This is a genomic window from Aliivibrio sp. A6 (assembly GCF_028765505.1).
In the GTDB taxonomy this organism is placed as follows: Bacteria; Pseudomonadota; Gammaproteobacteria; order Enterobacterales; family Vibrionaceae; genus Aliivibrio; species Aliivibrio finisterrensis_A.
Window position 1 is genome coordinate 158,944 of sequence record NZ_JARACR010000004.1, and the last position, 12,421, is coordinate 171,364.

Sequence of the window (12,421 nt, forward strand, 5' to 3'; positions counted from 1 at the left end):
TTACATTTTGATATTGGTAACAAAAAAACTCTATCAAAATTAGCACTTCCAAAAATGAACTAATTAGTTTACTTTTAGCTTTACACCGTTCACGCCGGTAACACTGTATGGCATAAGTTACTTCTTGATGTTTGAAGTAATCTAACTCTTAACTAAGGCATTAATAGCAAGACCATGATATTACCTATTTTCTATATTTTTCTTGTTATTGTGTGCATTCTTCCTATTGCTCCTGGTGTGCTCGGCGTATTGAGCGCTTCATTGAGTTATATGCCCTCTATTGGTCTGTCTACATTTTCACTAGACGGTTATTTATCTGCTCTCGAATGGAGTGGCGTTTCACATTCAATATTCCTAACACTTACTAGTGCTTTTGTTAGTACTTTTGTTTCTTGTATTGTTGCATTTGCTATTCTACAAGCCACTTGGCAGCAACCTGTTTGGAAAAAAGTAGAACCTTTACTATCCCCACTGCTTGCTATGCCTCATGTTGCTTTTGCTATTGGCTTTGCTTTTCTTTTTTCACCAACTGGAATGATAGCAAGGCTCCTGAATCCTTTTTGGGTATTTGAGTTCCCTGTCATTATCAATGATGCTGCTAACATTGGGTTAATTCTGGTTTTAATTATTAAAGAAGTGCCTTTTTTACTGCTGATGAGTATTCCTATAATGCAGCAATTACAGGTGGATAAATCAGAGAGAGTTGCAGCCAGTCTTGGGTATCAACGACATCAGATTTGGTGGAAATGTATTTTTCCACAATGGTTAAGAAAAGCCCGCTTTCCAATATTAGCGGTAATTGCCTATAGCGTATCCGTTGTTGATGTCAGTTTGATCCTTGGTTCAACCAATCCTCCTACCTTTGCAGTATTAGTCTGGCAATGGTTTAGTGACCCTGATATTCAATTACAACCCAGAGCAGCGGCTGGCGCTATGATCCTTCTTTTACTTTGCTTATTACTTATTGGATTACATCGTTTTTTAGAGTGGGGAATAACGCAACACTGCCGTCATTGGCAAATATCGGGAAGAGTGGGAATTCGCCTTCCTGGCCTATCTCTTTTTGTTAGCCTTAGTGGCATTGTCGCACTTTCACTTCCTATAATGATGTTATGGAGTGCCTCTCAGCGATGGCGTTTTCCTAATTTATTACCGACACAATTCACCTTACGCTTTTGGGAAAGTGAATGGACTACGCTATTTCCCGTTATCGCTGACAGCATTATTATTGCCGTTATCTCGTCATCTCTGGCTCTTATTTTCGCTTTACTTGGTCATGAATATAAATTGAAATACCGTTGGCATATCCCATCGATTTTGATTGCTGTTCCTATGTTGATACCACAACTCTCACTTCTTTTTGGTATTCAAGTCAGTGCGCTTTATTTCTCAAGTGATTCTTATTGGCTTTGGGTTATTTGGGCTCATGTTTTTTTTGCTTTTCCTTATGTTTTTCTAGCATTAGATGGCCCTTGGCGTAGTTTTGATCAACGATTAACACAAACCGGACTAAGTCTTGGTAAATCACCACTGCAATGTTGGATAAAAATAAAACTCCCTTTACTGCTTCCTGCTATTTTGTATGCTTGGGCTGTGGGAATAAGCGTAAGCCTTGCTCAGTACCTCCCGACTCAAATGCTTGGTGCAGGCAGAATAATGACATTAACAACCGAAGCCGTCGCCTTATCAAGCGGCTTTGATCGCCGAATTACTGCCTTATATGGACTATGGCAAGCATTGTTGCCGTTTGTTTTCTTTAGCTTGGCACTCTTTATTGGACGGCACTATTCACGTCGTTCTCATCTTAATTCAACAACAAGGAAAGTGATGAGTAATGAGTCTATCAATAACAAATCTCAGCATACTCACTCGTAACAGTTCACCATTATTAACGGATTGTTCTTTTTCAATTCAAAAAGGAGAAACGCTCAGTGTTATGGGCCCTAGCGGTTGTGGGAAATCAACATTATTAAGTGTTATCGCAGGACACCTAGCTCAAGATTTTTCTTATACTGGTGATATTCAAGTTAACGGCAATACAATTACTCATCTTACTTCTCACGAAAGGAAGGTTGGGATCTTATTTCAAGAAGATCTGCTGTTTCCCCATTTATGTATTTGGGAGAATCTTGCTTTTGCATTACCCAATAACATCAAAGGTCCGCAACGGAAAGCAGAGGCTCTTAATGCACTGAATCACATACATTTAAACGAACTTGCCAATGCCTTCCCTGACCAAATATCAGGGGGACAACGAGCGCGAATAAGTCTTGTGAGAATGTTACTTGCTAAGCCGGCTGTTGCCTTACTAGATGAGCCTTTTAGTAAACTGGATAAAGCGCTACGAGTACAATTTCGTGATTGGGTGTTTGAACAGTTAGCAGAAGCAAATATACCGACATTACTCGTGACTCATGATGTTGATGATGTACCAAAAAACAGTCAACAATTGATTTGGCCAATGGAGAGCCCTCATGCTTGATAAATTCAGCATTCAATTAATCCGAAAATCCCTGGCTATGTCTGCCATTGGGTTAGATAAACTGGGGATCACTGCAAATCAAACAACACTTTTTGGCTTTGCTCTAGGCTGTTTAGCCTTCCCTGCATTAATATTTCAACAATACCATTTGGCATTGGTTTTAATTGTCTTAAATCGCGTTTGTGATGGACTTGATGGTGCACTCGCGAGGATTAATGGCATTACTGACTCTGGTGGTTTTCTTGATATCAGCTTAGACTTTTTGTTTTATTCTTTAATTCCATTTGGGTTTGTTCTCGCTAACCCTGAACAAAATGCGATTGCGGGTGCTTTCTTAATTTTCTCTTTCATTGGCACAGGAAGCAGCTTTTTAGCATTTGCCTCTATGGCTGGAAAGCGAAACATTGAAAATCCAATCTATAAAAACAAATCTCTTTATTATATGAGTGGTTTAACGGAGGGAACTGAAACCATTGCTTGTTTTGTATTGTTCTGCCTTTTTCCTGCTCATTTTGCCATCATTGCTTATATTTATTCTTCTCTGTGCTGGATAACTACCTTTAATCGAATTTGGTCAGGATTCCACACACTAAAGGAAAGCGAAGAACAAGATAATATTAATACCTAGTCTAAAAGGAAAAAGCCACAGTAATAAAAAATCACTGTGGCTTTTATTTATCATTTACTTATTAAGGTTAGAGTAAGGGTTAATATTCCTCTACGGCAAATAGTGTTTCCATATTTAAACCTTGTTGCGTCATGATTTCTCTTAATCGACGCAAACCTTCTACTTGGATCTGCCTTACTCGCTCACGCGTCAATCCTATCTCTTTACCGACCTGCTCTAACGTTGCCGTTTCATAGCCAAGCAGACCAAAGCGTCGAGCAACAACTTCTTTCTGCTTTGGATTGAGTTGACCAAGCCAACCAACAAGAGAAGCATTTATGTTGTCTTTTTGGGTTTCAGACTCTGGATCACAATGTTTAGTATCAGGAATAATATCCAGAAGCGCTTTATCCGATTCACCACCAACCATGGAATCAACAGACGTAACTCGCTCATTAAGGCGTAACATACGGCTGACGTCACTCACTGGTTTATCGAGCTTTTCTGCAATTTCTTCAGGTGTCGGTTCATGGTCAAGTTTTTGTGACAACTCACGTGCTGCACGCAAGTAGACATTCAACTCTTTAACGACATGAATAGGCAAGCGGATAGTTCGCGTTTGATTCATAATCGCACGCTCAATCGTTTGACGGATCCACCATGTCGCATAAGTAGAAAAGCGGAAACCTCTTTCTGGGTCAAACTTTTCAACCGCACGAATTAGCCCAAGATTACCTTCTTCAACTAAGTCTAATAATGCCAAGCCACGGTGGTTGTATCGACGGGCAATTTTAACCACTAATCGAAGATTACTTTCAATCATTCGAGCTCGTGCTGCTTCGTCTCCTTTTAAGGCTAAGCGACTAAAATAAACTTCTTCTTCTGCTGTTAGTAGTGGAGAAAAGCCAATTTCACCTAAGTATAGTTGCGTTGCATCCATTACTTTTTGCGAACTACTTACCTCAAGGCGTTCCGATTCATCCTCAATAACAACCTCATTGTCATTAATCGTCTCTAAATCGAACTCTTCAACTTCTTTAGTTACTGCATTGCTTTTACTCATAGCGCCTCCCCATGGCGAGCCAGCAAGACATTACAACTCAGCTATGTCATCCTTGTTACGGTAAATACCGTTGTGGATTTACCGATTTCCCTCTAAAGCGGATCTCAAAATGCAAACGAACACTGCTCGTACTTGAGCTACCCATTGATGCGATTTTTTGTCCCGCAGCGATATTTTGACCTTCTTTAACAAAAAGTGATTCGTTATGAGCATAAGCACTTAAGTAATCATCGTTATGTTTAATTATAATTAAATTGCCATAACCTCTTAGTGCATTACCCGCATAAACTACCGTTCCTTTTGCGGTTGAGATGACATCTTGGCCTCGTTGACCTGCAATATCGATCCCTTTATTACCTTGGTCTCCTGTTGAAAACTTAGCAATAACTCTTCCTTTTGTTGGCCATAACCAAGAATCAACCTTTTCCGATTTTTTTTCTACCGGCTTTGGTTTAGGCGTCGGTTTTGGTGCAGGTTTCGCAACCGGCTTTGGCTTAGAAGATGTTATCGATTTGTTAGAATCAACATACTCCTTAGGTTTCGGATTTTCAACCTTTTTCGTGCTTTCTTTTTGAGCAGTTGATGTTTTTTTATTGCTTGGCGTTACCGATTTCGAGCTACTGACAGGCTTATTATTAGTAACAGGAACTACCGCAACCGCTGTTGCAGTGGTTGTTGGGGAGGTGTTCTTTTTACTAACTAAATGCCCATCATCACCATAAGCCGGAGCGACATACTTAGGGCCCCATAATTTTATTTTTTGTCCTGGGTGAATCACATATGGTGCTTGAAGTTCATTATAGGCAATCAATTCTTTGACATCTTTATTGGTAACATAAGAGATAAAATACAGTGTATCTCCCTTTTCCACTCGATAATAACTGCCTCGATAGCTACCACGTTCAGCGCCCCCATAAGAGGAAGTACTCGTATTATTAACACTAGATACGGGAGCAGGACGGTGCGGCCCCATAGAGCAACCCGAAAGTAATAAACTAAAAAGTGCAGCCATGAGCCACAAACGAGAGGGGATAAATATCATCTTATTCATTACTACTATGCTAATTCACCTGCAACTAATGGAACAAAGCGTACCTCTTCAATAGTTTCAGAGCTGAACTCATCACCATGTCGAAGAATAAGCAATAAATGCTGTGTTTCCTCACCGATAGGGATCACTAATCGTCCCCCATCTTTAAGTTGCCATAATAAGTCATTAGGAATGGACTCAGCAGCAGCGGTTACAATTATCGCATCAAATGGACCTTTGCTTGCCCAACCTTGCCAACCATCGCCATGCTTTGTTGATACATTATAAATATCTAGCTGTTTTAAAAGCCGTTTTGCATTCCATTGTAATGATTTAATACGCTCTACTGAGTTTACATGATCAAGTAATTGCGCTAATACCGCAGTCTGATAGCCCGACCCGGTACCAATCTCAAGAACAGTAGAATCACGTTGCAAAGCAAGAAGCTCTGTCATTTTAGCGACAATATAAGGTTGAGAGATTGTCTGCCCTTCACCAATAGGAAGCGCATTATTTTGATAAGCTTGATGAGCTAATGCTTCAGATACAAAGCGCTCGCGCGGTAAAGCTCGAATTGCAGCCAGTACCAGCTCATTTTGAATGCCTTTTTGACGTAAAAATTGAACAAGCAATTCAGTACGCGAATTATTCATTATTTAGCACTCTCTATTGATAACCAATCCGCCATCATGGCCAAGGAGTCATGAGCGGTTAAATCGACCTGCAGCGGAGTAATCGACACCTGATTATGTTTAATTGCATAAAAATCAGTCCCTTTGCCTGCATCTTGTTTTTTACCAGGAGGGCCTAACCAATAAATCGTTTCGCCACGAGGATCTGTTGCTTTAATCATACTTTCTGAATGATGTCTTGCACCTAAACGAGTCACTTCCCAAGACGTTATTTGTGCATAAGCACAATCGGGGACGTTAACGTTTAATACTCTCTCCGTTGTTAGCGGTTTTTCTATATGATTGCGCACTAACTCTAAGGCAACTTGAGCGGCGGTATCAAAATGATTACGCCCTACTAATGACATGGCAATTGCGGGTAATCCAAGAAAGTGCCCTTCTGTTGCGGCAGCAACCGTTCCGGAATAAAGCGTATCGTCTCCCAGATTCGCACCATGATTAATACCAGCAATAATTAAATCAGGTAGGTTGTCTTTCATTAATTCATTCAATGCAAAGTGTACACAATCGGTTGGTGTGCCTTGCACTGAATGAATATTTGTTTCAATTTGGCGAACTCGAAGTGGAGATTCAAGAGTTAATGAATTTGATGCACCAGAACGATTACGATCAGGAGCAACAATGGTAATATCCGCAATATCTGATAATACGGCCGCGAGAGTATTTATCCCCTCAGCAAAGACACCATCATCATTACTTAACAATATGCGTAACTTATTCACTCTATCTCCATTCCTTTCTTTAAAATTGAATTACTCGTATGTACGTTCTACTTCAATTTCTTGTAATAGTTCACGCATAATTACGGTTGCAAAACTGCCCGATGTTAAAGAGAAATTAAGCGTTAACGTATCGCCTTCAGCTGACCAACTAAGATTCTCTGGATGTAACTCAACAGCACGACGCTCATGGCGCATACGGTTACCACGGATCAAGGCCATTAAATCTGGTTCAGCATCAAGTTGTGGTTGCTCTAGAGTTAATGCAGTTTCACTTGTTGGTAATTGATTATCACCTGCTAATGCAGCACTAATTGACCAGTCACCATTTTGAACTTTTTGAATATTCTCTTCCGAGGTTACATTCTCATTAACCGTACGACCATTTTCATCAAGGAGAATATCACCATCAACTGGCTGAGTGAAGTAACCCTCTGTTATTCTTTGAGAAACAATATGATTGAAAATCCATGAACGAGCGGCTGATAAATAGAAGCTACGTTTTGTATTATCACGAGTTCGTACATTTTCACGACCCCAACGGCGAGCTTCTGTTACGTTATTGCCTTCATGACCAAAACGTTGAGCACCAAAATAGTTTGGCACTCCAGTTAACTTCACTTTTTCTAAACGAGCCAATACATCTTCCATGTCACTCACTTCAGTTGCAATTAACTGGAAGCTATTTCCTAGAAGATCACCAGGACGCAATTTTTTGTTATGGCGCGTCATTTCTAAAATTTCAACACCTGGGTGCGTAGCTTCAAACAAAGCAAATTTAAGATGATCACTTTTTGGTAAATGAACACTCAACCATTGCTCTGTTATTGCATGACGGTCTTTAAGGCCAGCCCAACTAATATCTTTTGATTTTACACCACAAAACTTTGCTAGCTCGTTTGCTACATACTTAGTGTTTTCACCCGTTTTACGGATCTTAACCATTAAGTGTTCACCCTTTCCTGTGAACGTAAAACCTAATACTTCTTTAACGATAAAATGCTCAGGTAATTGCTTTAATTTACCTGTCGCCACTGGCTTTCCGTATAACCACGAAAAAGTAGACATAATGTCTGACATAGTATGAATCTCTTAAGATGCGTTAACTAATAGCACTACTGCTTCACAAGCAATGCCTTCTTTTCTTCCTGTAAAACCTAGACGTTCAGATGTTGTTGCTTTTACATTCACGTTGTCTAAGCCGGTTTCTAAATCTTCGGCAATAGCAGCACACATAGCTTGAATATGAGGAGCCATTTTAGGTGCCTGAGCAATGATAGTGACATCAGCGTTACCTAGCACTAAACCTTTCTCTTTTACTCTGCGATAAACATCTCTTAGCAAAGCTCGGCTATCCGCCCCTTTCCATTTATCATCAGTATCTGGGAAATGACGACCGATATCACCTTCTGCAATCGCGCCTAATAAGGCATCACATAAAGCGTGCAGAGCAACATCACCATCAGAGTGCGCAATAAGCCCTTGTTCATAAGGAACGCTAACCCCGCCGATAATTACAGGGCCTTCACCACCAAATTTATGTACATCAAATCCGTGTCCAATTCTCATTATTTGGTTTCCTTTTTCATTTTTTGAAGATAGAACGCTGCTAAATCAAGATCTTCTGGCTGGGTGATCTTTAAGTTATCGGCACGGCCTTGAACCAATTTAGGTTGATGCCCCATCAACTCAATAGCTGAAGATTCATCGGTTATTGATAGCCCCTTATCTAGCCCTGTTTTTAAAGCTAAATAAAGCAGTTCTGTGGTAAATAACTGTGGCGTAAGTGCATGCCATAATACACTACGATCGATAGTCTTCTCTATTGTTGTATCTGTATTTGCTTGTTTCATTGTATCCCGAACAGGCGTCGCTAATATACCGCCTACGTGCTCTGGAATAACGTCATCAATCAACTTTTCAATATCAGAATGACGGATGCAAGGACGAGCGGCATCATGGACCATAACCCATTCAGTTAATTGATTTTCTTGAACATACAATAGGCCGGATAATACGGAGTCGGCTCTTTCTTTACCACCAGAGACTCGAATAACACGACTGTCTTGCGCAATAGCGAGCTCAGGAAAGTAGGGATCTCCATCTGTAATAGCAACAACCACATTTTCAATCAAAGGATAAGAAAGGAGCTGTTCGATGGTATGCTCTAAAACGGTTTTTCCATTTAAAACTAAATATTGCTTTGGGCGATCCGCTTTCATGCGGCTACCAACACCTGCTGCTGGAACTATTGCAACAATAGAAGACGGCTTGGTTGATGTCATCAATTAACCCTCACTATTTTCATCTATGATTCGGTAAAAAGTTTCGCCTTTTTTTATCATTCCCAGTTCATGACGGGCTCTTTCTTCAATCGCTTCTGAGCCTTTTTTCAAATCGTCAATCTCAGCAAACATCTGTTGATTACGATTTCTAAGCCCTTGATTCACTTCTTCTTGTAAAGCGACATCACTTGATACTTGCGAATAATCGGACATTCCATTTTTTCCAAACCATAAGGTGTATTGCAACCACCCTAAAGCAATCAATAAGAAAATGGCAAATGTACGCATAATGGCTCCGAAAATAAGAAATGATAAAAGAAAGCTAACTATATCAATCCATCATTAGAACTTCACTAGCTGTCTTACTGAAATAAAAAAAACCGCCTCAAATGAGACGGTTTTTATATCTAAATTCTAATCGAACGATTAAAGAATCAAGTCATACTCTCAAAAATTGAGATTATTGACCTTTAACTTCTTTAAGACCGTTGAATGGCGCTAGTTCACCTAGAGCTTCTTCGATACGGATTAGTTGGTTGTACTTAGCAACACGGTCAGAACGGCTCATAGAACCAGTTTTGATTTGACCTGCAGCTGTACCAACTGCTAGATCAGCAATTGTTGCATCTTCAGTTTCGCCAGAACGGTGAGAGATAACTGCTGTGAAACCAGCATCTTTAGCCATCTTGATTGCAGCTAGAGTCTCTGTAAGTGAACCGATTTGGTTGAACTTGATAAGGATTGAGTTAGTGATGCCTTCTTCGATACCACGAGCAAGAATCTTAGTGTTTGTAACGAATAGATCGTCACCAACTAGTTGGATTTTGTCGCCTAGAAGTTCAGTTTGGTGTTTGAAACCAGTCCAATCAGACTCGTCAAGACCATCTTCGATAGATACGATTGGGAATTGCTCAACAAGACCAGCTAGGTAGTGGTTGAACTCTTCAGCAGTAAATTTCTTACCTTCGCCTTTAAGGTCGTAGATGCCGTCTTCTTTGTTGAAGAACTCAGAAGCAGCACAGTCCATAGCAAGAGTAACGTCTTTACCTAGCTCGTAACCAGCAGCTGCAACAGCTTCTGCGATAACTTCTAGAGCTTCAGCGTTAGATTTAAGGTTAGGAGCGAAACCACCTTCATCACCAACTGCAGTGCTGTAGCCTTTAGACTTAAGAACTTTAGCTAGGTTGTGGAATACTTCAGCACCGATACGTAGAGCTTCTTTAAGAGTTTTAGCGCCAACTGGTTGGATCATGAACTCTTGGATGTCAACGTTGTTATCAGCGTGCTCACCACCGTTGATGATGTTCATCATTGGTAGAGGCATAGAGAATACGCCTGGAGTGCCGTTTAGGTCAGCAATGTGAGCGTAAAGAGGCATAGACTTAGCTGCTGCAGCTGCTTTAGCATTCGCTAGAGAAACAGCAAGGATTGCGTTAGCACCGAAGTTTGCTTTGTTGTCTGTACCATCTAAATCGATCATGATTTGGTCGATTTCAGCTTGGTTTTTCGCGTCTTTGCCGATTAGAGCTTCTGCGATTGGACCATTTACAGCTGCGATAGCTTTAAGAACACCTTTACCTAGGAAACGAGATTTGTCACCATCACGTAGCTCAAGAGCTTCACGAGAACCTGTAGATGCGCCAGATGGAGCAGCAGCCATACCTACAAAACCACTTTCTAGGTGAACTTCAGCTTCAACTGTTGGGTTACCACGAGAATCGATGATTTCACGACCTAGAACTTTAACGATCTTAGACATTGTGTTTCCTCTACTTTATCTTTAATTTAAAAGCTAAAAATAGCTGCTACAACATTGAGCAGCTATCCGTAATATCCTATTACTTTTCGAATTCACCGCGTGCATTTACGCCCGCAGCTTTAACAAAACCTTCAAATAATGGGTGACCATCACGAGGTGTTGATGTGAATTCTGGGTGGAATTGAGCAGCCACAAACCATGGGTGGTTAGGGATTTCAATAATTTCCACCAGCTTCTTATCAGCTGATAGGCCAGAAATCTTAAGACCGGCTTTTTCAAGCTGAGGAAGTAAATTATTATTTACTTCATAACGGTGACGGTGACGCTCTTCAACAGTTGCGTTACCGTAAAGCTCACGAGCTTTTGAACCTTTAGCAAGGTGACATAGTTGAGAACCAAGACGCATTGTACCGCCTAGATCTGATTTCTCAGTACGCTCTTCAACGTTGCCGTCGCCATCAATCCACTCAGTGATTAAACCAACTACAGGGAACTTAGTGTCTTTAGAGAATTCAGAAGAGTGAGCCCCTTCCATATTAGCAACGTTACGCGCATATTCAATTAACGCAACTTGCATACCTAGACAGATTCCTAAATATGGTACTTCATTTTCACGAGCGTATTGAGCAGCAAGGATCTTGCCTTCAACACCGCGGTCACCGAAACCACCAGGAACTAGAATTGCGTCTAGACCTTCTAGGATTTCAGTACCTTTAGATTCTACATCTTGTGAATCTACATATTTAATAGTGACGTTTAGACGGTTTTTCAAGCCCGCATGTTTTAATGCTTCGTTTACTGACTTGTAAGCGTCTGGTAATTCAATGTATTTGCCAACCATACCGATAGTAACTTCACCAGTTGGGTTCGCTTCTTCATAAATTACTTGTTCCCACTCAGAAAGATCAGCTTCAGGAGCTGTAATACCAAAGCGTTGACATACTAGATCATCAGTACCTTGTGCTTTGATAAGTTGTGGGATTTTGTAGATTGAATCTACGTCTTTCATTGAGATAACTGCTTTTTCTTGAACATTACAGAAAAGAGCAATTTTCTTACGTTCGTTCGCTGGGATAACACGATCAGAACGACAAACTAGGATATCTGGTTGGATACCGATAGATAGTAGTTCTTTTACTGAGTGTTGAGTTGGCTTAGTTTTAAGCTCGCCTGCAGCGCCTAAGTAAGGAACCAGTGTTAAGTGCATAAACATAGCACGCTCACGGCCTAACTCTACTGCTAGCTGACGAATCGCTTCCATGAACGGTAGAGATTCGATATCACCAACGGTACCACCAACTTCTACGATTGCGATATCGTGGCCTTCAGCGCCTGAAATAACACGTTCTTTAATCGCATTAGTAATATGAGGGATAACTTGGATTGTTGCACCTAAGTAGTCACCGCGACGTTCTTTACGTAGAACATCTGCGTATACACGACCAGCGGTAAAGTTGTTACGCTTAGTCATTTTGGTGCGGATGAAGCGCTCGTAGTGACCTAAGTCTAGATCTGTTTCTGCGCCGTCTTCCGTGACGAATACTTCACCGTGTTGAGTTGGGCTCATTGTGCCTGGATCAACGTTGATGTATGGGTCAAGCTTCATCATAGTGACTTTTAAGCCACGAGCTTCAAGAATAGCTGCTAATGATGCTGCTGCAATACCTTTACCTAGTGAGGATACAACCCCGCCAGTTACAAAAATGTAATTCGTCGTCATACGTTACCTGAAATTGGTGTAATGAGGAATAAAAATGGATTTCATCTGGACGGGAAGTGAATAT

The 12,421-nt window shown here is 40.8% G+C and carries 13 protein-coding genes; 3 read left to right on the forward strand and 10 right to left on the reverse strand.

Features of this window, described 5'->3' with window-relative positions; all coding sequences use genetic code 11:
• Positions 1-177 precede the first annotated feature (177 nt).
• From PVK70_RS04165 to PVK70_RS04175, 3 genes are read left to right on the forward strand one after another with little or no spacing between them, the layout of a single operon-like run.
• Positions 178-1,875: an ABC transporter permease gene (locus PVK70_RS04165; RefSeq protein ID WP_207216407.1), complete on the forward strand. Its 1,698-nt coding sequence runs from the start codon at positions 178-180 to the stop codon at positions 1,873-1,875.
• Positions 1,835-2,482 carry an ATP-binding cassette domain-containing protein gene (locus tag PVK70_RS04170; protein ID WP_130047773.1) on the forward strand — a complete coding sequence of 216 codons (648 nt, stop codon included), beginning with the start codon at positions 1,835-1,837 and terminating at the stop codon, positions 2,480-2,482. The genes PVK70_RS04165 and PVK70_RS04170 overlap by 41 nt, the downstream gene beginning before the upstream one ends.
• A complete protein-coding gene (locus PVK70_RS04175) occupies positions 2,475-3,110 on the forward strand; it encodes a CDP-alcohol phosphatidyltransferase family protein (protein WP_130047772.1) in 636 nt (211 codons plus the stop codon). Before PVK70_RS04170 ends, PVK70_RS04175 begins: the two co-directional genes overlap by 8 nt.
• A gap of 79 nt (positions 3,111-3,189) precedes the next feature.
• Here the strand turns inward: PVK70_RS04175 and rpoS are convergent, their stop codons facing one another.
• From rpoS to PVK70_RS04225, 10 genes are all read right to left on the reverse strand, one after another.
• Positions 3,190-4,152 carry an RNA polymerase sigma factor RpoS gene (gene rpoS / locus PVK70_RS04180; RefSeq protein WP_130047771.1) on the reverse strand — a complete coding sequence of 321 codons (963 nt, stop codon included), beginning with the start codon at positions 4,150-4,152 and terminating at the stop codon, positions 3,190-3,192.
• A gap of 55 nt (positions 4,153-4,207) precedes the next feature.
• A complete protein-coding gene (locus tag PVK70_RS04185) occupies positions 4,208-5,203 on the reverse strand; it encodes a peptidoglycan DD-metalloendopeptidase family protein (RefSeq protein WP_130047770.1) in 996 nt (331 codons plus the stop codon).
• A 5-nt stretch (positions 5,204-5,208) separates the two neighbouring features.
• Positions 5,209-5,835, reverse strand: a complete 627-nt coding sequence (locus PVK70_RS04190) for a protein-L-isoaspartate(D-aspartate) O-methyltransferase (RefSeq protein WP_130044972.1) — start codon at positions 5,833-5,835, stop codon at positions 5,209-5,211.
• Positions 5,835-6,596: a 5'/3'-nucleotidase SurE gene (surE, locus tag PVK70_RS04195; protein WP_130047769.1), complete on the reverse strand. Its 762-nt coding sequence runs from the start codon at positions 6,594-6,596 to the stop codon at positions 5,835-5,837. The genes PVK70_RS04190 and surE overlap by 1 nt, the downstream gene beginning before the upstream one ends.
• 30 nt (positions 6,597-6,626) lie before the next feature.
• The gene (gene truD / locus PVK70_RS04200; RefSeq protein WP_130047768.1) at positions 6,627-7,673 is read right to left on the reverse strand and encodes a tRNA pseudouridine(13) synthase TruD; all 1,047 of its coding nucleotides are present in this window, start codon (positions 7,671-7,673) and stop codon (positions 6,627-6,629) included.
• A gap of 12 nt (positions 7,674-7,685) precedes the next feature.
• Complete coding sequence (gene ispF / locus PVK70_RS04205) at positions 7,686-8,162, reverse strand: 2-C-methyl-D-erythritol 2,4-cyclodiphosphate synthase (RefSeq protein ID WP_130044969.1); 477 nt, start codon at positions 8,160-8,162, stop codon at positions 7,686-7,688.
• Positions 8,162-8,878, reverse strand: a complete 717-nt coding sequence (ispD, locus tag PVK70_RS04210; RefSeq protein ID WP_130047767.1) for a 2-C-methyl-D-erythritol 4-phosphate cytidylyltransferase — start codon at positions 8,876-8,878, stop codon at positions 8,162-8,164. Before ispD ends, ispF begins: the two co-directional genes overlap by 1 nt.
• A 3-nt stretch (positions 8,879-8,881) precedes the next feature.
• Positions 8,882-9,166 (reverse strand): cell division protein FtsB, encoded by a 285-nt coding sequence (gene ftsB, locus PVK70_RS04215; protein WP_130047766.1) that lies wholly within the window; start codon positions 9,164-9,166, stop codon positions 8,882-8,884.
• A 172-nt stretch (positions 9,167-9,338) separates the two neighbouring features.
• Positions 9,339-10,637, reverse strand: a complete 1,299-nt coding sequence (eno, locus tag PVK70_RS04220) for a phosphopyruvate hydratase (protein ID WP_130047765.1) — start codon at positions 10,635-10,637, stop codon at positions 9,339-9,341.
• Between the two features lie 79 nt (positions 10,638-10,716).
• Positions 10,717-12,357: a CTP synthase gene (locus PVK70_RS04225; RefSeq protein WP_130047764.1), complete on the reverse strand. Its 1,641-nt coding sequence runs from the start codon at positions 12,355-12,357 to the stop codon at positions 10,717-10,719.
• Positions 12,358-12,421: the final 64 nt, after the last annotated feature.